Consider the following 26,051-nt stretch of genomic DNA (forward strand, 5'->3'; position numbering starts at 1 on the left):
CCTTGCCGCAAGCCCCCCGGTGCGCTATAGGTTGATAGTGGCAAGGAGTGGGAACTCCTTGCCTTTGTCGTGCGCCGCGCGGAGTCACCCGGCCCCCGACACCCCCCGCGGGCCCGTGATGCCTTCCGAGACCTCCATGCGATCCCCCCGCCCCCCGGCCCCTGGTGAGCCCCCCGTAGGGGTACCCGCCCCTTCCCCCCACCCCGGAACAGCCGTTCAGGGGGACCCCTTAGCAGTCGCCGGGGCCCCCTGGGGGCCGTAGGGGTGTCTTGCGTCATCGCCGCTTGCCTAGCCTCCGACAGCGGAGGGGAAGCGGACCGGAATCCGTCCGGAGGCTGTCCGCACGGCCGAGGCCCTCACTTCGATCTCGATCGGATGGCGCGCTGGTGACTAAAGAAGAGCAACTGCTCGACTACCTCAAGCGGACGACCGCGGACCTGCGGGAGGCGCGGCGACGGCTGCGCGAGAACGAGCAACGCGCGCACGGCCCGGTCGCCGTCGTCGGCATCGGATGCAGGTACCCGGGCGGCGTCACCACCCCCGAGGAACTGTGGGACCTGGTCGCGTCGGGCACCGACGCGGTGTCGGACTTCCCCGCCGACCGCGGCTGGGACGTGGACGCCCTCTACGACCCCGACCCGGCGCGGCCCGGCAGGACCTACGCCCGCACCGGCGGATTCCTGCACGACGCCGCCGACTTCGACTTCGACTTCTTCGGCATCAGCCCCCGCGAGGCCCTCGCCATGGACCCCCAGCAGCGGCTGCTGCTGGAGACCTCGCACGAGGCCTTCGAACGGGCCGGAATCGTCCCCGCCTCCCTGCGCGGCAGCCGCACCGGCGTGTTCGCCGGCGTCATGTACAACGACTACGCCACCCGCCTCGCCTCCGTACCCGACGACCTCGACGGCTACCTCGCCAACGGCAGCGCCGCCAGCATCGCCTCCGGACGCGTCGCCTACACCTTCGGCCTCGAAGGCCCGGTGGTCACCGTCGACACCGCCTGCTCCTCCTCCCTGGTCGCCCTGCACTGGGCGGTGCGCGCGCTGCAGTCGGACGAGTGCTCGCTCGCCCTGGCCGGCGGGGTCACCGTGATGTCCACACCGGAGACGTTCGTCGACTTCAGCCGACAGCGCGGACTCGCGGCCGACGGCCGCTGCAAGGCGTTCGCCGCGGCGGCCGACGGCACCGGCTGGGGCGAGGGCGCCGGCATGCTGCTGCTGGAACGGCTCGCCGACGCACAGCGCAACGGCCACCCGGTGCTCGCCGTCATCCGGGGCAGCGCGGTCAACTCCGACGGCGCGAGCAGCCGGCTGACCGCCCCCAACGGACCGTCCCAGCAGCGCGTCATCCGGCAGGCACTGGCCGGCGCCGGCCTCACCCCCGCCGATGTCGACGTCGTCGAGGCACACGGCACCGGTACCTCGCTCGGCGACCCCATCGAGGCCCAGGCGCTGCTCGCCACCTACGGCCAGGACCGTACGGAGCCGCTGCTGCTGGGCTCGGTCAAGTCCAACCTCGGGCACACCCAGGCCGCCGCGGGCGTGGCCGGCGTCATCAAGATGGTGCTGGCCATGCGGCACGGCGAGGTGCCGCCCACCCTGCACGTCGACAGCCCCACCGATCAGGTGGACTGGAGCGCGGGCGCCGTCGAACTGGCCCTGGAACGACGCCCGTGGCCCGACGCCGGACGGCCCCGCCGCGCCGCCGTCTCCTCCTTCGGCATCAGCGGCACCAACGCCCACGTCGTCCTGGAGCAGCCGCCCGCCCAGGAGCAGGAGACGGCGCGGGAACACGACGCGGACCACCCGCCCGTACGGGAGGGCGGTCACGTCCCCTGGATCGTCACCGGCCGCACCCGCAAGGCCCTCGCCGGGCAGATCGCGCGCCTGCGCGACCACCTCGACACGCACCCCGGCGCGCGCCCGGCCGACCTCGGTCTCGCGCTGGCCACCACCCGCGACCGCTTCGAGCACCGCGCGGTCGCCGTCGGCCGCGCCACCGGCGAACTGATCGCCCAGCTCACCGCCGCCGCCCCGCTCACCCGGTCCGCCGGCAGGACCGCCTTCCTGTTCACCGGCCAGGGCGCCCAACGGCTCGGCATGGGCCGGACCCTGCACCGGACGTTCCCCCGGTACGCGGAGGCCTTCGACGCGGTGTGCGCGCTCGCCGACCCGGACCTGGAGCGACCGCTCGCCGACGTGATCGACACCGACGCCGGCCTGCTCACCCGCACCGACTACGCGCAGACCGCCCTCTTCGCCACCGAAGTCGCCCTGTACCGCCTGCTGGAGTCCTGGGGCGTGACCCCCGACTTCCTGGCCGGGCACTCCGTCGGCGAGCTGGCCGCCGCCCATGTCGCGGGGGTGCTGTCCCTGCCGGACGCCGTCCGGCTCGTACGGGCGCGCGGCGCCCTGATGGCGGCCCTTCCGGCGGGCGGCGCCATGGCCGCGCTGCGCGCCACCGAGGACGAGGTGACCCCCCACCTGGACGACCGGGTCGGTCTGGCCGCCGTCAACGGTCCCCGGTCCGTGGTGGTCTCCGGTGCCGAGGACGCCGTCGACGCGCTCGCCGCCCGGTTCGACAAGAGCAAGCGGCTGAAGGTCTCGCACGCCTTCCACTCGCCGCTGATGGAGCCGATGCTGGCCGACTTCGCCGAGGCCGCCGCCCAGTGCTCCTTCGCCGAGCCCCGCATCCCGATCGTCTCCACGCTCACCGGCGCCCTCGCCGGACCCGGCGAACTGGCCACGCCCGGCTACTGGGTGCGCCACGCGCGCGAGGCCGTACGCTTCGCCGACGCCGCCGCCACCCTGCACGAGCTGGGCGCACGGACGTTTCTCGAAGTCGGCCCGGACGCCGCCCTCACCGCCCTGGCCGCGGACTGCCTGCCCGAGGACGCCGTGACCGTCGCCGGGCTGCGCCGCGACGGCGACGAGGAGCACGACCTGGTCACCGCCGTGGCCCGGCTGCACGCGGCCGGCACCGCCGTCGACTGGGCGGCGTTCTTCGCCCCGCACGGCGCCCGGCCGACCGCTCTGCCCACCTACGCCTTCCAGCGCGAACGCCTCTGGCTGGAGGCCGCCGCCGGCAGCGGCGACGCCGACGGGCTGGGCCAGAGCGCCACCGGCCATCCGCTGCTGACCGCCGCGACCGACCTGCCCGACAGCGGGGGAGCGGTCCTCACCGGACGGCTCTCCCTCGCCTCCCACCCGTGGCTGGCCGACCACGCCGTGCACGGCACCGTGCTGCTGCCCGGCACCGCCTTCGTGGAGATGGCCCTCCAGGCCGCAGAGCGCACCGGCTGCGCCACCATCGGCGAACTCACCCTGCACGCCCCGCTGATCCTGCCCGAGCAGGGCGCACTCGCCGTCCAGGTCGCCGTCGGCGGCGAACGGGACGGGCGCCGGGAGCTGAGCGTCTGGTCCCGCCGCGCCGACAGCCCCGATGCCCCGTGGACCCGCAACGCCGCCGGCATCCTCACCTCGGACGACGACACCTCGGACGACGACACCGGCGCGGCGGACCTGACCGCCTGGCCGCCCGCCGACGCCGAACCCGTCGACCTGGACGGCCTCTACCCCGGCCTGGCCCGCACCGGCTACGGCTACGGCGAGGTCTTCCAGGGCCTGCGCGCCATGTGGCGCCGCGGCGACGAGCTGTTCGCCGAGGCGGCGCTGCCCGAGAGCGCCCGCGCCGGCGCCGCCGCGTTCGGCGTGCACCCGGCGCTCCTGGACGCCGTCCTGCACGTCAACCTGCTGGACCTGCCCGGCGGGCAGGCCGTGCTGCCGTTCGCCTGGGGCGGCGTCACCCTGCACGCGGCCGGCACCGACGCCCTGCGCCTGCACCTGGCCCCGTCCGGCGCCGACGCCGTCACCCTCGCCCTCGCCGACGCCGCCGGGGCACCCGTCGCCACCGTCCGCAGCCTCGTGGCCCGCCCCGTCTCCGCCGAACAGCTCGCCGGGGACGGCGACGACCCGCTGTACCGGGTCGACCTCGTCCCGGCGGCCGGCCCGGTGGCCACCGGCCTGCCCGCCCTGGCCGTGTGCGGCCCCGACGACCTCGGGCTCGACGCACCCCGGTACCCGGACCCGGCCGCCCTCACCGCCGCCGGCCCGCTGCCCGGCCTGGTGGTCCTGTCCGTACCGGCCGCCCCCGACACCGTCGCCGACCTGCCCGCCGTGGTCCGCGAGCGGCTGAGCGCCGCCCTGGATACCCTGCGCGACTGGTCGGCCGACGAACGCCGCGCGGGCAGCCGGCTCGCCGTGCTGCTGCGCGCCGGCGACCTCACCCACGCCCCGCTGTACGGGCTCGTACGGGCCGCGCAGGCCGAGAACCCCGGCCGGTTCCTGCTGATCGACAGCGACGGCAGCGCCGCCCCCGGCCCCGCTCTCGCGACCGCGCTCGCTGCGGACGAACCGGAGGTGGCGGTCCGGGACGGCGAGGTCCGGGTGCCGCGGCTGGCCCGAGCCAAGCCCGGCGGCCCGCTCTCCTGGGACCCGGACGGCACCGTCCTGATCACCGGAGGCACCGGCGGCCTCGGCGCCCTGATCGCCCGTCACCTGGTCACCGAGCACGGCGTACGGCGGCTGCTGCTGGCGGGCCGGCGCGGCGCCGACGCCCCCGGAGCCGCCGAACTGCGCCGCGAACTCGCCGAGTCGGGCGCCGAGGTGACCCTCGCCCGGTGCGACGCCGCCGACCGGACCGCCCTGGCCGCGCTGCTCGACGAGCACGGGCACGGCCTCCGGGCCGTGGTGCACGCCGCCGGTGTCGTCGACAACGGCGTGCTGGCCACCCTCGGCGCCGACCAGGTCGACCGGGTGCTGCGGCCCAAGGCGGACGCCGCCTGGAACCTGCACGAACTGACCCGCGACAAGGACCTCACCGCCTTCGTCCTGCTGTCCTCCACCGCCGGACTGCTGGTCGGCGGCGGCCAGGCCAACTACGCCGCCGCCAACACCTTCCTCGACGCTCTCGCCGCCCACCGCCGCGCGCTCGGCCTGCCCGCCGTCTCCCTCGCCTACGGCCTGTGGTCCGGCTCCGGCGGCATGAGCGCCGGCATCGACGCCGCCGACCTCGAACGGCTGCGCCGGCTCGGCCTGCCGCCGCTGACCCCGGCCCAGGGACTGCGCACCTTCGACGCCGGCCTCGCGGGCGAGGACGCCGTACTGGTGCCCGTACGCCTGGACGCGGCCGCGTTGCGCGCCCGGCCCGACGGCGTGCCCGCGCTGCTGCGCGGCCTGGTGCGGCCCGCCAGGCGGCGCGGCGCCGAGACCGTCGCGGGCGCCCCCGCCGACTCCTGGCGCGAGCGCCTCGCGGGGCTCGCCGACGACGAACGGGACCGCGCCCTGCTGGAACTGGTCCGCACCCATGTCGCCGCCGTGCTCGGGCACCCCTCGCCGGAGTCGGTGGACCCCGGGCGCGCGTTCCAGGAGATGGGCTTCGACTCGCTCGCCGCCGTCGAACTGCGCAACCTCCTCGCGGGCGCCACCGGCCTGACCCTGCCGGCCACGCTCGTCTTCGACCAGCCCACCCCCCGCACCCTCGCCGCCCGCCTCAAGTCCGCGCTCGTGCCCGGACCGGCCGACCTCACCCGGTCCGCGCTCACCGAGCTGGACCGCCTCGAAGCCGCCCTGCACGGCCTGCCCGACCAGGACGGCAGCCACGCCCGCGTCACCGCGCGCCTCGAAGCGCTGCTGCGCAGCTGGCAGGACACCCACGGACGCACCGGCACGCCCGAGGCGCCGCAGGACTTCCGGGAAGCCAGCGACGAAGAACTCTTCGCCAGGATCGACAACGAACTGGGAGCCCAGTGATGGAAGACTCGGCCACGGCCGGCAAGCTCCGCGACTACCTGAAGCGGGCCACGACCGAGCTGGAGCGCAGCCGCCGCCGCGTACGGGAGCTGGAGGAGCAGGACCGCGAGCCCGTCGCCATCATCGGCATGGGCTGCCGCTACCCCGGCGGGGTGCGCACCCCCGAGGACCTGTGGCGCGTCGTCGACGAGGGCATCGACGTCGTCACCGAGTTCCCCACCGACCGCGGCTGGGACGTCGAGGCGATCTACGACCCCGAGCCCGGCGCCCCCGGCAAGTCCTACGTCCGGCACGGCGGCTTCCTGCACGACGCGGCCGAGTGCGACCCCGCCTTCTTCGGCATCAGCCCCAAGGACGCGCCCGGCACCGACCCGCAGCAGCGGCTGCTGCTGGAGGTCACCTGGGAGGCGTTCGAGCGGGCCGGCATCGACCCGGCCACCGTGAAGGGCACCCCGACCGGCGTCTTCGTCGGCCTGATGCACCACGACTACGTCGGCGGCACCATCTCCGGCAGCATCGTCTCCGGCCGGATCGCCTACACGCTGGGCCTGGAGGGCCCCGCCGTCACCATGGACACCGCCTGCTCCTCCTCGCTGGTCGCGCTGCACTCGGCGATCCAGTCGCTGCGCAAGGGGGAGTGCTCGCTGGCGCTCGCGGGCGGCGCCGCCGTCATGGCGAGCCCCGAGATGTTCATCGAGTTCAGCGAGCGTCGCGCGCTCTCCCCCGACGGCCGCTGCCACTCCTTCTCCGACGACGCGGCGGGCGCCGCCTGGGCCGAGGGCGCCGGCATGCTGCTCGTGGAACGGCTGTCCGACGCCCTGCGCAACGGCCACGAGGTGCTGGCCGTCGTCCGCGGCTCCGCCGTCAACCAGGACGGCGCCTCCAACGGGCTGACCGCGCCCAGCGGGCCGGCCCAGATCCGCGTCATCCAGCAGGCCCTCGCCGACGCGCGGCTCGCCCCGCATCACATCGACGCGGTCGAGGCGCACGGCACCGGCACCACCCTCGGCGACCCCATCGAGGCCCAGGCCGTCATCGCCGCCTACGGGCAGGACCGCCCGGAGAACCAGCCGATCCGGCTCGGCTCCATCAAGTCCAACATGGGCCACCCGCAGGCCGCCGCCGGTGTCGGCGCCGTCATCAAGATGGTCATGGCGATGCGCCACGGCACCCTGCCCCGCACCCTGCACGTCGAGCGGCCCAGCACCGCCGTCGACTGGAGCGCGGGCGACATCCAGCTGCTCACCGAGGCCCAGCCCTGGGACACCCCCGACGGACGCCCCCGGCGCGCGGGTGTGTCCTCGTTCGGCATCTCCGGCACCAACGCGCACACCATCCTGGAGCAGGCACCCCCCGCGGACGCCGGGCAGCCGGTCCCCGAGCGCGCCGCGCTGCCCGTGGTGCCGTGGGTGCTGTCCGGCAAGGGCTCCGACGCCGTCCGGCGCCAGGCCGAGCGGCTGCTCGCGGTCGCCGGCGACCTCGACCCGTACGACGTGGGCTTCTCGCTGGCCACCACCCGCGCCCGGTTCCCGCACGGCGCCGCCGTCACCGGCCGCGACCGGGACGAGCTGCTGGCCGGTCTGCGGGCCGTCGCCGACGGCAGCCGGGCGGCCGTGGTGGCTCCCGAACCCGGCCGGCTCGGCATGCTCTTCTCCGGCCAGGGCTCCCAGCGGCCCGGCATGGGGCGCACCCTGCACGCCGCCTTCCCGGTGTTCGCCGCCGCCTTCGACGAGAGCTGCGCCGCCTTCGACGCCCACCTGGACCGCCCGCTGCGCGAGGTGATGTTCGAGGAGGCCGCCGACCCCGCCGCGTCCCCGCTGAACCAGACCGTCTACACGCAGGCGGCCCTGTTCACCTTCGAGACCGCCCTGTACCGGCTGCTGGAGCACTGGGGCGTCCGCCCGGACCTGCTCGCCGGGCACTCCATCGGCGAGATCGTCGCCGCGCACGTCACCGGTGTCCTGGACCTGAAGGACGCGGTCGCCCTGGTCGCCGCCCGGGGCCGGCTGATGCAGGACCTGCCGGCCGGCGGGGCGATGGTCTCCTTGCTGGCCTCGGAGGCCGAGGTCGCACCGCTGCTCGTCGACGGCGTCGACATCGCGGCCGTCAACGGCCCCCGCTCGGTGGTGATCTCCGGTGACGAGGAGGCCGTACTCGCCGTTGCCGCGCAGGTGGAGAAGTCCACCCGGCTGAAGGTGTCGCACGCCTTCCACTCCCGTCGCATGGACCCGATGCTCGACGCCTTCCGCCAGGTGCTGGCGGGCCTCACCTTCCACGAGCCCGCGCTGCCGGTCGTCTCCAACGTCACCGGGCGCATGGCCGACGCGCTCACCTCGCCCGACTACTGGGTGCGGCACGTCCGCGAGGCCGTCCGCTTCCACGACGGCGTCACCACGCTCGCCGCCGAGGGCGCCACCCGGTTCCTGGAGGTCGGCCCCGACTCCGTGCTCACCACCATGGCGCAGGACGCGGTGCCCGAGGCCATCGGCACCCAGCGCCGCGACCGCGCCGAGGACGCCGCCCTCGTCGACGCCGTCAGCCGCCTGCACCTGACCGGCACCGGCCCGGACTGGAAGGCCGTGTTCGCCGGGGGCCGCAAGGTCGACCTGCCCACCTACCCGTTCCGCCGCGACCGGCACTGGGAGGACGCCCCCATCCTCCAGGCCGAGCGCTCCGCCGCCGCCCGCGCGGGCGGCGACGCGGCCGACCCGTTCTGGGAGCTGGTCCGGGACCAGGACGTGACCGCCGTCGCCGCCACCCTCGGAGTCGACGACGAGACGTCCGTCGCCGCCGTCGTCCCCGCCCTGGCCGCCTGGCACGAGCAGCGGCAGGCCCATGCCGCCGCCGACGGATGGCGGTACCGCGTCGGCTGGGAGCCGCTGGCCCCCGCCGCCACCCCGGCGCTCGGCGGCCACTGGCTGGCCGTCGTCCCCGCCGCCGACGACCCGTGGACGACCGCCGTCCTCGCCGGACTCACCGACCGCGGCCTGCGCCTCGACATCCTCACGGCACCGGAGTCCGCGGACCGCACCGGACTGGCCGCGCTGCTCGCCGGCCGGGACGGCGTCGACGGTGTGCTGTCCCTGCTGGCGCCCGCGACCGGAGCGGCCGCCACCGCGGCCCTCGTGCAGGCCCTCGGGGACGCCGGGATCACCGCCCCGCTGTGGTGCGTCACCCGCGACGCCGTCGCCCACGGCTCCGCCGACGAGGTCACCGGCCTCGCCCAGGCCCAGGTGTGGGGCCTCGGCCGGGTCGCCGCCCTTGAGCACCCCGACCGCTGGGGCGGCCTGGTCGACCTGCCCGCCGCGATCGGCCCCCAGACCCTCGCCCGGCTGGCCGCGCTGCTCGGCGACGCCGGCGGCGAGGACCAGGTCGTCGTCCGCGAGTCCGGCGCCTACGGCCGGCGCCTCGAACACGCCCCGGCCCGCGCCGGCGCCCCCTGGAAGCCGTCCGGCACGGTGCTGGTCACCGGCGCCACCGGCGCGGTCGGGGCGGCCGTCGCCCGCTGGCTGGCCGCCGAGGGCGCCGGGCATCTGCTGCTGGCCTCCCGGCGGGGCGCGGACGCGCCGGGCGCCGCCGACCTCGTCGCCGAACTCACCGGCACCGGCACCCGGGTGACCCTCGCCGCCTGCGACGTCGCCGACCGGGCCGCGCTCGCCGCGCTGCTGGACTCCGTACCGGACGAGCACCCCCTCACCGCCGTCATGCACCTGGCCGGCGTCCTCGACGACGGCGTGCTCGACGCCCTCACCCCCGAGCGGTTCGCCGGCGTCCTCGCCCCCAAGGCCGACGCCGCCCGGCACCTGCACGAACTGACCGCAGGCCGGGACCTGTCGGCGTTCGTCCTGTTCTCCTCCCTCACCGCCACCGTCGGCGGCGCAGGACAGGCCAACTACGCCGCCGCCAACGCCTTCCTCGACGCCCTCGCCGAGCACCGGCGCGCGGCCGGACTGCCCGCCACCTCGGTGGCCTGGGGCCCCTGGGGCGGCGACGGCATGGCCGCCCACGGCACCGTCCGCTCGGCCGCCCGCGCGATGGGCATGTCCCCGCTCGACCCGCAGCGCGCCCTCACCGCACTGCGCCGGGCTCTGGACGGCGGTGACACCACCGTCACCGTCGCCGACGTCGACTGGTCCGTGTTCGCGCCCGGGTTCACCTCGAGCCGGCCCAGCGCCCTGCTGTCCGCGCTGCCCGAGGCCCGGCGCGGCACGGGCGGCGGCGCCGAGGCGAACGCGGCCGACGGCTTCGCCGAGAAGCTCGCGGGACTCACCGGCGGCGAACGCGACCGCGCCCTGCAGGACCTGGTCTGCGGCCAGGCCGCCGCCGTCCTCGGCTACGGCGGCGCCGACGCGGTCGAGCCGACCACCGCCTTCCGCGACCTGGGCTTCGACTCGCTCACCTCGGTCGACCTGCGCAACCGGATCAGCGGCGCGGCCGGGGTGCCGCTGCCGGCCACGCTCATCTTCGACTACGCCACCCCCGCCGCCCTCGCCAAGCACCTGGGCACCGAACTCGCGGGCGCCGACACCTCCGTGGACTCGGTCGTCGCCGAACTCGAACGGGTCGCGGCCCGGCTCGGCGACCTCACCGCCGAGGACATCGAGCAGGGCCGCATCACCACCCGCCTGCAGGCCCTGCTGGGCGACCTCGGCAAGACGCTCGGCCAGGACGCCGAAGCCGTCGCCGGACGGCTGGAGGACGCCTCCGCCGACGACGTCTTCGCCTTCATCGACAACGAGCTCGGCTCGGCGTGACCCCACCCTCCCACGAGCCCCCGGCCCCACCGCAGTCCACCTCTTCGCACAGGAGTGGCGACACCCGATGACCAACGACGAAAAGCTGCTCTCCTACCTCAAGCGGGTCTCCGCCGATCTCGCCCAGACCCGTCAGCGGCTGCGCGAGGTGGAGACACAGGACCGGGAACCCATCGCCATCGTCGGGATGAGCTGCCGCTTCCCCGGCGGCGTGACCACTCCGGAGGAGTTCTGGCGGCTCGTCCACGACGGGACCGACGCCATCGGCGACTTCCCCGGCGACCGCGGCTGGGACGTCGACGCGCTCTACGACCCGGACCCGGACGCCGCGGGCAAGACCTACCTCACGCGCGGCGGGTTCCTGGCCGACGCGGCGGGCTTCGAGCCGGACTTCTTCGGTATCAGCCCGCGCGAGGCGGTCGCGATGGACCCGCAGCAGCGGCTGCTGCTCGAGGTGTCGTGGGAGGCCCTGGAACGGGCCAGGATCGCCCCCGACTCGGCGCACGGCGGCCGGATCGGGGTCTTCGCCGGCACCAACGGGCAGGACTACAAGGACCTGCTGGCGCGGATGCCGCAGGACAGCGAGGCGGCACTCGGCACCGGCGTGCTGGCCGCCGTCATCTCCGGCCGCATCTCCTACACCCTGGGCCTCGAGGGCCCGGCCGTCACCATCGACACCGCCTGCTCCTCGGCGCTCGTCGCGGTGCACCTGGCCGTCCAGGCGCTGCGCGACAAGGAGTGCACCCTGGCCCTCGCGGGCGGTGCGACCGTGATGGCCACGCCGGGCAACTTCATCGCCTTCTCCCGGCAGCGCGGCCTCGCCCAGGACGGCCGCTGCAAGTCCTTCGCGGACGCCGCCGACGGCACCGGCTGGAGCGAGGGCGCCGGCATGCTGGTGCTGGAGCGGCTCAGCGACGCCCGCCGCAACGGCCACGAGGTGCTGGCCGTCGTGCGCGGCTCCGCCGTCAACCAGGACGGCGCCTCCAACGGCCTGACCGCGCCCAACGGGCCCTCCCAGCAGCGCGTCATCCGGGCCGCGCTGGCCGGGGCGCGGCTCGGCCCGGCCGACGTGGACCTGCTGGAGGCGCACGGCACGGGCACGACGCTGGGCGACCCCATCGAGGCACAGGCGCTCCTGGCCACCTACGGACAGGACCGCGCCGCGGACTCCCCGCTCTGGCTCGGGTCGGTGAAGTCCAACATCGGGCACACCCAGGCCGCGGCCGGTGTCGCCGGCATCATCAAGGCCGTCATGGCGATACGGCACCGGGTCCTGCCGAAGTCGCTGTACGCCGACGAGCCGTCCGCCAAGGTCGACTGGAGCCAGGGCCAGGTCCGGCTGCTGACGGAGAACCGGCCCTGGGCCGACCCCGGCCGGCCGCGCCGGGCCGCCGTCTCCTCCTTCGGCGCCAGCGGCACCAACGCGCACACCATCCTGGAGGAAGCCCCCGCCGGGGAACCGGCCGAGCCCGCACCCCGCACGGCGCCGCCGCTGGTGCCGTGGGTGCTCTCCGGCCGCACCGAGCGCGCCCTGCGCGAGCAGGCCGCCCGCCTGGTGGCCCTGGCGGGCGCACCGGACCCGGTGGACGTCGCCCACTCCCTGGCCGCCACCCGCACCGCCCACCCCTACCGGACCGTGGTCCTCGGCGCCGACCGCGACGCCCTCGTGGCGGCCACGGCCCGGGTCGCCGAGGGCGGCCAGGGCGCCGCCTCGGGCCGGGTCCGCAAGGGACAGACCGCCTTCCTCTTCACCGGGCAGGGCGCGCAGCGGCCCGGCATGGGCCGCGCCCTGCACGCGTGCTTCCCGGTGTTCGCCCGCGTCTTCGACGAGATCTGCGCGCTCTTCGGCGACGACGAGCTGCGCGACCTCGTCCTCGGCACCGACCCCGAGCCGCTCGACCGCACCGCCCGCACCCAGACCGCGCTGTTCGCCTTCGAGGTCGCCCTGTACCGGCTGGTGGAGTCCTGGGGGCTCACCCCCGACTACGTTGCCGGGCACTCCATCGGCGAGATCGCCGCCGCCCACGTGGCGGGCGTCCTGGACCTGAAGGACGCCACCGCACTGGTGGCCGCGCGCGGCCGGCTCATGCAGGCGCTGCCCGAGGGCGGCGCCATGATCGCCGTACGCGCCACCGAGGACGAGGTCCGCCCGCATCTGACCGGGCGGGTCGGCATCGCCGCCGTCAACGGCCCCGGCTCCGTGGTGATCTCGGGCGACGCCGACGAGGCCGAGGCGATCGCCGCCCGCTTCGAGAAGAGCCGGCGGCTGAAGGTCTCGCACGCCTTCCACTCCCCGCTCATGGAACCGATGCTGGCCGCGTTCCGGACGGTCGTGGAGTCCCTGACCTTCCACCGGGCCACCGTCCCCGTGGTCTCCAACGTCACCGGCGCCCTCGCCGGCCAGGACCTCGCCACCCCCGGGTACTGGGTGCGGCACGTGCGCGAGGCGGTCCGCTTCCACGACGGGATACGCGCCCTCGCCGCCGAGGGCGTCACCCGCTTCCTCGAAATCGGCCCGGACGCGGTGCTGACCGCGATGGCCCGCGAGTGCCTGGCCGCCGACGGCACGGACACCGACGCCGTCCTCGCAGCGGCCACCCGCCGCGAGCGCGACGAGACCGAGACCCTGCTCACCGCCGTGGCCCGGCTGTACACCGGCGGCGCCGCCGTGGACTGGACCGCGCTGTTCACCGGCGCCCGCACGGTGGACCTGCCCACCACCGCCTTCCAGCGCGAGCGGTTCTGGCCCGAGACCGCCACCACCGTCGGCGACGTCGGCTCCGCCGGCCTGGACTCCGCCGACCACCCCCTGCTCGGCGCGGCCACGGTGCTTGCGGACTCCGACGGCGCCGTGCTCACCGGCCGGCTGTCGGTACGCACCCACCCCTGGCTCGCCGACCACGTGGTCGGCGGCTCGGTCGTCGTCCCCGGCACCGCCATGGTCGAGCTGGCCGTCCGCGCGGGCGACCAGGTCGGCTGCGGGCGCCTGGAGGAACTCGCCCTGGAAGTACCGCTGGTGCTGCCCCCGGACGACGGTGTGCGCGTCCAGGTCGCCGTCGGGGCCCCCGACACGTCCGACGCCCGCACGGTGCAGGTGTACGCCCGCGCCGAGAGCCTGCCCGCCGACGAGCCGTGGACCCTGCACGCCTCCGGACTCCTCGCCGCCGGCACCGGCACCCCCGGCACCCGCCTGGACGAGTGGCCCCCCGAGGACGCCGAACCGCTCGACACGGACGGCCTGTACGAGCGGCACGCCGCCGCCGGACTCGACTACGGACCCGCCTTCCAGGCCCTGACGGCCGCCTGGCGACGCGGCGAGGAGCTGTTCGCCGAGGTACGGCTGCCGGAGCGGCCCGCCGCCGACGCACCCCGCTTCGGCCTGCACCCGGCCGCCTTCGACGCCGCCCTGCACGCGCTCGCCCTGCTCGGCGACGGTTCCGCCGACGACACCGCGCGGCTGCCCTTCATGTTCGGGGACGTCACCCTGCACGCCGTCGGCGCCTCCGTGCTGCGCGCCCGGCTGCTGCCCACCGGCCCGGGCGCCTTCGCCGTGGACCTGGCCGACGCCACCGGCGCCCCCGTCGCCACGGTCGGCTCGCTCGCCTCCCGCCCGCTCACCAACCTGCGGACCGCGCGCGACAGCGCCGCCGACGCCCTGTTCGCCCTCGACTGGCAGCCGCTGCCGCCGGCGGCCGACGCCCCCGACACCGACACCGACCACCGGGTGCTGCACAGCGCACCGGGGACGGACGCCGCCGCCGTACGCGAGGCGCTGCACACCGCGCTCGCGGCCCTCCAGGACGACGACCCGCGCCCGCTGGCCGTCGTCACCCGGGGCGCGGTGAGCGTCGCGGGTGAGGGCGTGGCCGACCTGGCGGGTGCCGCCGTATGGGGCCTGGTGCGGTCCGCGCAGTCCGAGAACCCGGACCGGTTCGTCCTGCTCGACCTGGAACCGGGCGCGGACGCGGACGACGTACTGCCCGCCGTCCTCGCCTCCGGCGAGCCGCAGATCGCGGTGCGCGCCGGCACCGCCCGCGCCGCCCGGCTCATCCGCGCCGAACTCCCCTCCGATCAGCCTGAGTTGACCCTCGACCCGGCAGGCACCGTCCTGCTGACCGGTGCGACCGGCGGCCTCGGCCCGGTGCTCGCCCGCCACCTGGTCACCACCCACGGCGTCCGTCACCTCGCCCTGCTCAGCCGGTCCGGCGACTCCGCGGAACTGATCGCCGAACTCGCCGCACTCGGTGCCACCGCCACCGCGCACGCCTGTGACGTCGCCGACCGCGACGCCCTCGCCGCCGCCCTGGCCGCCCTCCCGGAAGCGCACCCCCTCACCGCGGTCGTCCACGCCGCCGGCGTCCTGGACGACGGCGTGGTCTCCTCGCTCACCCCCGAGCGCATCGACACGGTCCTCGCACCGAAGGCGCTCGGCGCCCTGCACCTGCACGAACTGACCTCCGGCCTCGCGGCGTTCGTGCTGTTCTCCTCCGTCGCCGGCACCGTCGGCGCCCCCGGCCAGGGCAACTACGCCGCAGCCAACGCACTGCTCGACGCCCTCGCGGCGCGACGCCACGCCCAGGGCGCCCCCGCGCTGTCGCTGGCCTGGGGGCCCTGGGCCCCGTCCGGTGGCATGACCAGCTCCCTCGACGAGTCCGACCGCGCCCGCATGGCGCGCGGCGGCATGACGCCCCTGTCGGCCGAGGAGGGCACCGCCCTGTTCGACCGGGCGGTGCGCGCGGGACGTCCCGCCCTGGTACCGGTGCGGCTCGGCCTGCCCGCGCTGCGCGCCCAGGGCGCCGGCCTCGCGCCCGTCCTCCGCGCGCTCGCGGGCCGCCCCGCGCGCCGGGAGGCCGCCGCCGGGAGCACCGCCACCGGCTTCGCCGAGCGCATGGCCGCCCTCGGGGACGAGGAGCGCGCCGAGGCGCTGCTCCACACGGTCCGCACGCACGTCGCCGCCGTCCTCGGGCACACGAACCCCGACAGCGTGGAGTCCGACCGGGCCTTCAAGGACCTCGGCTTCGACTCGCTCGCCGCCATCGAGCTGCGCAACTCCCTCTCCGCCGAGCTGGACCAGCGGCTGACCGCCACCCTCGTCTTCGACCACCCCTCGCCCGAGGCGCTCGCCGCCCACCTCGGCACCCTCGTCGGCGGTGCCGGTACCCGAGCGCGCCGCGGCTCCCGTACCGTGCGGGCCCGCGCGGACGAGCCGCTCGCGATCGTCGGTCTCGCGTGCCGCTACCCGGGCGACGTCCGCACCCCGGACGACCTCTGGCGGCTGGTCGCCGACGGCACCGACGCCATCACCCCGTTCCCCGCCGACCGGGGCTGGGACGTGGACCGGATCGTCGACCCCACCCGGCAGCGCCCCGACACCTCCTACGTCGGCGAGGGCGGATTCCTGCACGACGCTGGCGAGTTCGACGCCGCGTTCTTCGGCATCAGCCCCAAGGAAGCCCTCGTCATGGACCCGCAGCAGCGGCTGCTGCTGGAGGCGTCCTGGGAGGCGCTGGAGAGCGCGGGCATCGACCCGCACACCCTCAAGGGCAGCCGCACCGGCGTGTTCGCCGGCGTCCAGTACCACGACTACTTCGGCAGCTTCGGCTCCGGCAGCATCATCTCCGGCCGGGTCGCCTACACCCTCGGCCTGGAGGGGCCCTCGCTGTCCGTCGACACCGCCTGCTCCTCCTCGCTGGTGGCGCTGCACCTGGCCGCCCAGTCGCTGCGGCGGGGCGAGTCCGGACTCGCGCTGGTCGGCGGCGTCGCCGTGATGGCCACCCCGGAGACCTTCATCGAGTTCAGCCGGCAGGGCGCGCTCGCTCCCGACGCCCGCACCCGCGCCTTCGCGGACGCGGCGGCCGGCACCGTGTGGGGCGAGGGCGTCGGTGTCCTGGTCGTGGAGCGCCTCTCCGACGCCCGCCGCAACGGCCACGAGGTCCTCGCCGTCGTGCGCGGCACCGCCGTCAACCAGGACGGCGCCTCCAACGGCCTCACCGCCCCCAACGGCCCCTCCCAGGAACGCGTCATCCTCGAAGCGCTGGCCGACGCCCGCCTCACCACCGCCGACGTGGACGTCGTGGAGGCGCACGGCACCGGCACCACCCTGGGCGACCCGATCGAGGCGCAGGCGCTGCTGGCCACCTACGGCCGGGACCGCGAGGAGCCCCTCTGGCTCGGCTCGGTCAAGTCCAACATCGGACACACGCAGGCCGCCGCCGGTGTCGCCGGGATCATCAAGATGGTGCAGGCCATGCGGCACGGGATCCTGCCGCGGACCCTGCACGTCGACGCGCCGTCCAGCAAGGTCGACTGGGACGCCGGGAACGTGCGCCTGCTGACCGAGCGTCGGGACTGGCCCGCGGGGGACCGGCCGCGCCGTGCCGGTGTCTCCTCCTTCGGCATCTCCGGCACCAACGCCCACGTCATCCTGGAGCAGGCCCCGGCCGCCCCCGCCGCCCCGGAGCGCACCGGACCCCAGGACCCCGCCGTCCCCTGGCTGCTCACCGCCAAGACGCCCGCCGCCCTCGCCGGACAGGCCGCGGCCCTCCTCGGCCACCTCGACACCCACCCCGGCCTCGACCCGGCGGACATCGGCTGGACACTGGCCACCACCCGCGCCCGCTTCGCGCACCGCGCCTCGATCACCGGGGACGACCCGGCCGAACTGCGCGGCGCCCTGGCCGCCCTCGCCGACGGCGGCACCGCCCGCAACCTCGCCGAGGGCACCGCGCCCGGCCGCGCCCGGCCCGTCTTCGTCTTCCCCGGCCAGGGCTCCCAGTGGTCCGGCATGGCCACCGAACTCCTCGATTCCTCGCCGGTGTTCGCCGCCCGCATGGCCGAGTGCGCCGCCGCCCTCGCACCCCACACCGACTGGGACTTCGCCGCCGAGCTGCGCGGTGACCTCGACCGCGTGGACGTCGTCCAGCCGCTGCTGTGGGCCGTCATGGTGTCCCTGGTCCACACCTGGAGCGCCTACGGCGTCACCCCGGCCGCCGTCATCGGCCACTCCCAGGGCGAGATCGCCGCCGCCTGCGCGGTCGGCGCCCTCAGCCTGGAGGACGGCGCCCGTGTCGTCGCCCTGCGGTCCCGGGCCATCGCCGAGCTGCTGTCCGGTTCGGGCGGCATGATGTCCGTCGGCGAGGGCGCCGACGCGGTCCGCGCCCGGCTCGCCGCCTGGGACGGCCGGCTGTCCGTCGCCGCCGTCAACGGCGCCGCCTCCACGGTGGTGTCCGGCGATTCCGACGCCCTCGACGAACTCCTGGCGCGGCTGCGCGCGGAGAAGGTGCGCGCCAAGCGCCTGCCCGTCGACTACGCCTCGCACAGCGCCCATGTCGAGAGCCTGCGCGCGCGCCTCGACGAGGTCCTCGGGGGCATCGAGCCGCGCTCCACCAAGGTCCCGTTCTACTCGACGGTCACCGGCGGCCCGATCGACACGGCCGCACTGGACGCCGGGTACTGGTACACCAACCTGCGCGGGACCGTCCTGTTCGAGCAGGCGGTGCGCGCCGCCGTCGCCGACGGACACCAGCTGTTCATCGAGTCGAGCCCGCACCCGGTGCTGACCGTCGGCATCCAGGAGACCGACGACGCCGTGGCCGCCGTCGGCTCCCTGCGCCGCGACGAGGGCGGCCGGGACCGGCTGCTGACCTCCCTCGGCGAGGCGTTCACCCGGGGCGCGACCGTCGACTGGGCCGCCGTCGCCGAGGGCCGCCGCCCGCGCCGCGTCCCGCTCCCCGGCTACGCCTTCCAGCGCGAGTCGTACTGGCTCGACTCCACCGCGGGCGGCGCCGACGTCACCTCGGCCGGACTCGACCCCACCGACCACGCCCTGCTCGGGGCCGCGATGGTCCGGGCCGACAGCGAGGGCGCCGTCCTCACCGGACGGCTCTCCCCGGGCGTCCAGCCCTGGCTGGAGGACCACCGGGTCGGCGGCCGGCTGCTCTTCCCCGGCACCGGGCACCTGGAACTCGCGCTGCGCGCGGGCGACCAGGTCGGCTGCGGCGACATCGCCGAACTCACCCTGCACGCCCCGCTGGTGCTGCCCGACCGCGGCGCCGTCCAGCTCCAGGTCGTCGTCGGGCCGCCCGCGGGCGAGACCCGCCCGGTCACCGTCTGGTCGCGTCCGGAGAGCCCGGAGGAGGACCTGCCGTGGACCCGGCACGCCGACGGCCTGCTCGCCCCGACCGGCACCCTCCCGGCCACCGCCGACCCCCTCACCGCGTGGCCCCCGCAGGGCGCCGAACCCGTCCCGCTCGACGGCCTGTACGACGAACTCGCCGCCCTCGGCCTCGGCTACGGACCCCTCTTCCAGGGCCTGCGCGCCGCCTGGCGCACCGAGGACGGCCTGTACGCCGAGGTCGCCACCGACGCCGCACCCGACGGCTTCGGGCTGCACCCGGCCCTGTCCGACGCCGCCCTGCACACCGTCGGCCTCACCGACGCGGCGGGCGACGAGGCCCTGCTGCCGTTCGCCTGGTCCGGGGTACGGCTGTACGCCACCGGCGCCACCGCGCTGCGGGTCCGCGTCCGGCCGACGGGCGAGGGCACCGTCGCGCTCACCCTCGCCGACCCGACGGGCGCACCCGTCGCCACCGTCGACTCGCTCACCCTGCGGCCGCTGAAGACCGAGGCGCTCCAGGCCGCGGCACGTTCGGCCCGCTCGGGCGGGCTGTACCGGGTGGAATGGGTGCCGGCCCCGTCGGCTCCGCCGGACGCGGCCACCGCACCGGAGGCGGTCCGCGCCCCGGCCGGCGCCACCGCAGCCGAAACCCGGGCGGCGGTGCACGCCGTCCTGGACGAACTGCGCACCCGGCTCGCCGACGAGAACCCCGCCGGCGCCGCGCTCGTCGTCGTCACCGGCACCGACCCGGCGGGCGCCGCGGTCGGCGGCCTGGTCCGCTCGGCCCAGTCCGAGAACCCGGGCCGTATCGTGCTGGTCGAGGCCGAGGACATGCCGGACACCGAGCGCCTCGCCGAGGCGGTGGCCACCGGCGAGCCGCACCTGGCGCTGCGCGAGGGGGCCTGGCGGATGCCGCGCCTCGCCCGCGTGATCGACGACGGACCCGGGACCGTGCGGGGCGCCGGTCCGGGCACCGGCACCGTCCTGCTCACCGGTGCCACCGGCGCCCTCGGCCGGATCATCGCCCGCCACCTGGTCGCCGGCCGCGGCGTCCGGCACCTGCTGCTGCTCAGCCGCGGCGGCGCCCCCGACGACCTCGTCGCCGAACTCACCGAGCTGGGCGCCGAGGTGACGAGCGTCGCCTGCGACGTCGCCGACCGTGCCGCGCTCGCCGCCGTCCTGGACGCCGTACCGGCCGACCGGCCGCTGACCGCCGTGATCCACGCGGCCGGCGTGCTCGCCGACGGTGTGCTCGGCTCCCTCACCCCGGAGCGCCTCGACACGGTGTTCCGGCCGAAGGTCGACGCCGCCTGGAACCTGCACGAACTCACCGCGGACCTGGACCTGTCGGCGTTCGTGCTGTTCTCCTCGTCCGCCGCCACGCTCGGCTCGCCCGGCCAGGCGAACTACGCCGCCGCCAACGCCTATCTCGACGCGCTCGCCGTCCACCGCCGGGCCCTCGGGCTGCCCGCGCACTCCCTGGCCTGGGGCCTGTGGGCACGGGCCGGCGGCATGACCGGCACCCTCGACGAGACGGATCTGACGCGCATCGCCCGCGGCGGGGTCGCCCCGCTGGAGACCGAGGAGGGCGTCGCCCTGTTCGACGCCGCCGTGCGCGGCGCCGACCCCGCCGTGCTGCCGGTGAAACTGGACACGGCGGCCCTGCGCGCCCAGGGCGAGGAGCCGGCCCCGCTGTTCCGCGGCCTCGTCCCGGTACGGCGTACCGGCGCGGCCACCGGGCAGAGCGCGGCCGGCGGCGCCGACGCCCTGCGCGAGCGCCTCGCCGGACTGCTGGAGGCGGAACGCGAACCGCTCCTCACCGAACTCGTACGGAGCCACGTCGCCACCATCCTCGGCTACCGCTCCGCCCAGGACGTCGGCCGCACCCTGGCCTTCCGGGAACTCGGCTTCGACTCGCTGGCCGCCGTGGAACTGCGCAACAGGCTCTCCGCCGCGACCGGCCTCCGGCTGCCCGCCACCCTCGTCTTCGACCACCCCACCCCGGCCGGACTCGCCCGCCACCTGCTCGGCGAACTCACCGGCGCACTCGCCGAGACCACCGCCCGTACCGCGCCCCGCGGCGGCGCCGCCGACGAACCGATCGCCGTCATCGGCATGGCCTGCCGCTTCCCCGGCGGCATCGGCTCGCCCGAGGACCTGTGGCGGCTGGTGGCCGAAGGCCGCGACGCGGTCGGCGAGTTCCCCGCCGACCGCGGCTGGGACGTCGACAACCTGTACGACCCGACCCTGGACCGGCCCGGCACCAGCTACACCCGGCACGGCGCCTTCCTCTACGACGCCGCCGACTTCGACCCCGCGTTCTTCGCCATGGACGGCGAGGAGGCCGAGGTCACCGACCCCCAGCAGCGGCTGCTGCTGGAGACCTCCTGGGAGGCGCTGGAGCGGGCCTCCGTCGACCCCGCGGGCCTGCGCGGCTCCGACACCGGTGTGTTCGCCGGCGTGATGTACCACGACTACTTCGGCAGCTTCGGCTCCGGCAGCGTGGTCTCCGGCCGCGTCGCCTACACGCTGGGTCTTGAGGGCCCCACGCTGTCCGTGGACACGGCCTGCTCCTCCTCGCTGGTGGCCCTGCACCTGGCCGCCCAGGCGCTGCGTGACGGGGACTGCTCGCTGGCCCTGGCCGGCGGAGTGACCGTCATGGCGACCCCGGGCACCTTCGTGGAGTTCAGCCGGCACCGGGGCCTCGCCCGCGACGGCCGCTGCAAGCCCTTCGCGGACGCCGCCGACGGTACCGGCTTCGGCGAGGGCGCCGGCGTCCTCCTGCTGGAACGGCTCTCCGACGCCCGCCGCAACGGCCGGCGGATCCTCGCCGTGCTGCGCGGCACCGCCGTGAACCAGGACGGCGCCTCCAACGGCATCAGCGCGCCCAGCGGCCCCGCTCAGCAGCGTGTCATCCGCCGCGCCCTGCGGGCGGCCGGCATCGACGCGGCCGAGGTCGACGTGGTCGAGGCCCATGGCACCGGCACCACCCTCGGCGACCCCATCGAGGCCCAGGCGCTGATCGCCACCTACGGCGCCGAGCACACCGAGGAGAGCCCGCTGTGGCTCGGCTCGGTCAAGTCGAACCTGGGCCACACCCAGGCCGCCGCCGGTGTCGCCGGTGTCATCAAGATGATCGAGGCCATCCGCAACGAGACCCTGCCGGCCAGCCTGGGCATCGACCGGCCCTCCCGGCACGTGGAGTGGGAGGGCGCGGGCGTCCGGCTGCTCACCGAGAACCGCCCCTGGGCCGACCCGGGCCGCCCGCGCCGCGCGGGCATCTCCTCCTTCGGCATCTCCGGCACCAACGCCCATGTGATCATCGAGGCCGCGCCCGCCGGCGAACGGGCCGAGGCGCCCCCCGCACCCCCCGCCGACACCGTCCCGTGGCTGCTCACCGGCCACACCCCGGCCGCCCTGCGCGCCCAGGCCGCCCGGCTGCTGGAGCACCTGACCGCCGCCCCGGACACCGACCCGTACCGCCTGGCCGGCGCGCTCGCCCACGCTCGCACCCGCCTCGGCCACCGGGCCGCCCTCCTCGGTCGCACCCGCGACGAACTGACCGCGGGCGTCCGGGCCGTGGCGGAGGGCCGTACCCCGCGGTCCGGCGTCCTCGGCACCGCGACCGACGGCCGGCTCGCCTTCCTCTTCGCCGGCCAGGGCTCACAGCGGCCGGGCATGGGCAGCGGCCTCGCGGCGGCCTTCCCGGTCTTCGCCGCCGCCTTCGACGAGGTCCGGGCCCACCTGGACCCGCTGCTCGACCGCCCGCTCGCCGACGTCCTGGACTCCGCCGAGCTGCTGGAGCGCACCGAGTACACCCAGCCCGCGCTGTTCGCCGTGGAAGTGGCCCTGTACCGGCTGCTGGAGTCGTTCGGAGTACGGCCCGACCTGGTCGCCGGGCACTCCGTCGGCGAGTTCGCCGCCGCCCATGTCGCGGGTGTGCTCGGCCTCAAGGACGCCTGCACGCTCGTCGCCGCCCGGGGACGCCTCATGCAGGCACTGCCCGAGGGCGGCGCGATGATCGCCGTACAGGCCGCCGAGGACGAGGTCGTGCCCCTGCTGGGCGACGGGGTGGGCATCGCCGCCGTCAACGGGCCGTCGTCCGTCGTCGTCTCGGGCCCCGCCGGCCCGGCCCGCGCCCTGGCCGCCCGCTTCGAGCGCACCAAGGAGCTGGCCGTCAGCCACGCCTTCCACTCGGCCCTGATGGAGCCGATGCTGGAGGAGTTCCGCGAGATCGCCGCCTCCCTGTCGTACGGCACACCGCGCATCCCGCTGGTGTCCGCCCTCACCGGCGCCCCGGCCGCCCCCGACGAGCTGTCCACGCCCGAGTACTGGGTGCGGCACGCCCGCGAGGCCGTCCGCTTCGCCGACGCCGTCACGGCCCTGCACGAGGCCGGCGCACGGCACTTCGCCGAGATCGGTCCGGGCAGCGCGCTGACCGCCGCGGCCGGCGAGTGCCTGCCCGACGGGACGGCCGTCGTACCGCTGCTGCGCAAGGACCGCGCGGAGACCGAGGCCCTGGTCACCGGGGTCGCCGCCCTCCACGTGCACGGAAGCGCCGTCGACTGGACGGCCCTGCTGCCCCACCGCGACGGCGCGGACCTGCCCACCTACGCCTTCCAGCGCGACCGCTACTGGATGACCGGCGACCTCGCCCTGCCGCGCCCGGCCGCCGACCACCCGCTGCTCGGCACCGCCGTCGAACTCGCCGGCGCCGACGGCACCCTGTACACCGGCCGCCTCTCCCTCGCCGAACACCCGTGGCTGGCGGACCACGGCGTCGGCGGAGTACCGCTGCTGCCGGGCACCGCCTTCGTCGAGATGGCACTCGCCGCCGGTGCCCGCGCCGGCTGCGGCGCGGTGGAGGACCTGACCGTCACCGAACCCCTGGTCCTGCCCGGGGACGGCGCCGTCCGCCTTCAGTGCACGGTCGGCGAGCCCGACGCCTCCGGCGCGCGCGCCTTCCGCGTCTACGCCGCCCAGGCCGACGGAGACCCCTGGACCACGCACGCCACCGGCCTGCTGCGGCCCGCCGACGAGCGGCCCGGCCACGACCTCACCGCCTGGCCGCCGCCCGGCGCCGAACCCGTCCCCCTGGACGGCGTCTACGACCGGCTCGCCGAGCTGGGCGCCGAGTACGGGCCCCGCTTCCAGGGCCTGCGCGCGGCCTGGCGGCACGGCGACGAGGCGTACGCCGAGATCGCCGTCCCCGCCGACAGCGCCGCGTTCGGCATCCACCCGGCGCTGCTCGACGCCGCCCTGCACACCATCGGGCTGCGTGCCACAGCGGCGGAGCGCATGGCGCTGCCCTTCGCCTGGAGCGGTGTGGAGCTGTACACGCCGGGTGCGACCGCCCTCCGGGTACGGGTCGCCCCGGCCGGTACCGGAGCCGTGCGCATCGAGGCCGCCGACGAACACGGCCGGGCGGTGGCCCGGGTCGCCTCCCTGTCGCTGCGCGAGGTGGACCCGCAGCGGATCGCCGCGGCCGCGGCGGGCGGACACGACGACCTGTTCGCCCTGGACTGGACGCCCGTCCCGGTGCCCGCTGCCCCGCAGGCCGGGCGGTGGATCGTCCTCGGCCCCGGCCGCGCGGAACTGGCCGGCGCCCTGGCCGGCGAGGTGGCCGAGGTCGCCGTCGCAGCCGACCTGGGCGAGGCCGCCGAACTGGCCCCCGACACGCTGGTCCTCCTGCACCCCGGGGGCGACGGACCGGACGCGATCCGGGCCGGCGTCCTGAGCCTGCTCGACCAGGTGCAGGACCTCCTGGTCGACGGCCGCCTCGCGGACAGCACCCTGGTGCTGGCCACCCGGGGCGCGACCGGCCCCGACGACGTCACCGACCCCGGTGCCGCCGCCGCGTGGGGTCTGATCCGCTCCGCCCAGTCCGAGCACCCCGACCGGCTGGTCCTCGCCGACCTGGACGACACGGACGCCTCGCGCCGCCTGCTGCCCTCGGCGGTCGCCTCGGGCGAACCCCAACTGGCCCTGCGGGACGGCACGATGAGCGTCCCCCGGCTGGTGCGCGCGCCCCGGCTCGCCGAGCCCGCCCGGGCCGACTGGTCCGGCGGCGTCCTCGTCACCGGCGGCACCGGCGCCCTGGGCCGGCTGGTCGCCCGGCACCTGGTGACCGCGCACGGCGCCGAGCGCCTCGTGCTGCTCAGCCGCAGCGGACCCGACGGGCCCGGCGCGGCCGGCCTGACCGAGGAACTGACCGCGCTCGGCGCGCGGGTGACCGTCGTCGCCTGCGACGCCGCCGACCGCGCCGCCCTCGCCCGGGTCCTGGACGAGCACCCGGTCTCCGCCGTCGTGCACACGGCCGGCGTCCTCGCCGACGCCGTCCTCACCTCGCTCACCCCCGAGCGGCTCGACACGGTGCTGCGGCCGAAGCTGGACGCAGCCTGGAACCTGCACGAACTGACCCGCGAGCGCCCGCTGACGGCGTTCGTGCTGTTCTCCTCGGCGGCCGGCCTGCTCGGCAGCCCAGGCCAGTCCGGCTACGCCGCGGGCAACACCTTCCTCGACGCCCTCGCCGCCCACCGCAGGTCGCTCGGCCTGCCCGGAGTCTCGCTCGCCTGGGGCGCATGGGCGGGCAGCGGCGGCATGGCCGACCGGCTCGGCGACACCGACGGGCGCCGCATCGCCGCCGGCGGGATGCTCGCGCTCGACGCCGAGGCGGGGCTCGCCCTGTTCGACACGGGCGTGGGCCGCCCCGAACCGGTCCTGCTGCCGGCCCGTCTCGACCTCGCCCCGCGCGAGGCAGCCCGGGTGGCACCGCTGCTGCGCTCCCTGGTGCGGGCGCCGCGCCGGACCGGGCCCGCGGCGCCGGCCGCCGGCTCGGCGCTCCGCCGCGACCTCGCGGAACTCGCCCCCGAGGAGCGCACCGGACGGCTGCTGGGGCTGGTACGGGACGAGGCCGCGGCGGTGCTCGGCAGCGAGGACTTCGAGAACGAACTGCCCTTCAAGGACCTCGGGTTCGATTCGCTGACCGCCGTCGAGTTCCGCAACCGGCTCAACGAGGCCACCGGGCTGAGGCTGACCGCCACCCTCGTCTTCGACCACCCCACCCCGGCCGCGCTCGCCGGCCACCTCGCCGCCGAACTGGCCCCGCGCGGCGGCGAAGGACCGCGCGACGCGGACGACACCGTGCGGGCGGCGCTGGCCGCCATCCCGGTGGGGCGGCTCCGCGAGGCCGGACTGCTGGACAGCCTGCTCGAACTCGCCGGGCTGCGGCCCGCGCCCGAACCGGCCGAGGGCGGCGAGCCCGGCCGCGCGCCGATCGACGCGATGGACGCCGAAAGCCTGATCAGCATGGCGCTCGACGATCTCGTCGGGGACGACGACGCCCTGTGACGACGCCCGCGACCCCGCGAC

The 26,051-nt window shown here is 76.4% G+C and carries 1 protein-coding gene and 1 pseudogene; both read left to right on the plus strand.

Annotated features, from left to right (window positions below):
- Positions 1-404: 404 nt before the first annotated feature.
- Positions 405-10,561 (plus strand): annotated as a pseudogene (locus tag ACF073_RS22360) (SDR family NAD(P)-dependent oxidoreductase); the annotation flags it as partial.
- A 70-nt stretch (positions 10,562-10,631) separates the two neighbouring features.
- Positions 10,632-26,030 carry an SDR family NAD(P)-dependent oxidoreductase gene (locus ACF073_RS22365; RefSeq protein WP_392073147.1) on the plus strand — a complete coding sequence of 5,133 codons (15,399 nt, stop codon included), beginning with the start codon at positions 10,632-10,634 and terminating at the stop codon, positions 26,028-26,030.
- Positions 26,031-26,051 lie beyond the last annotated feature (21 nt).

Origin of the sequence: Streptomyces sp. NPDC015171, assembly GCF_043079545.1 — a bacterium.
Taxonomy (GTDB): Bacteria; Actinomycetota; Actinomycetes; order Streptomycetales; family Streptomycetaceae; genus Streptomyces.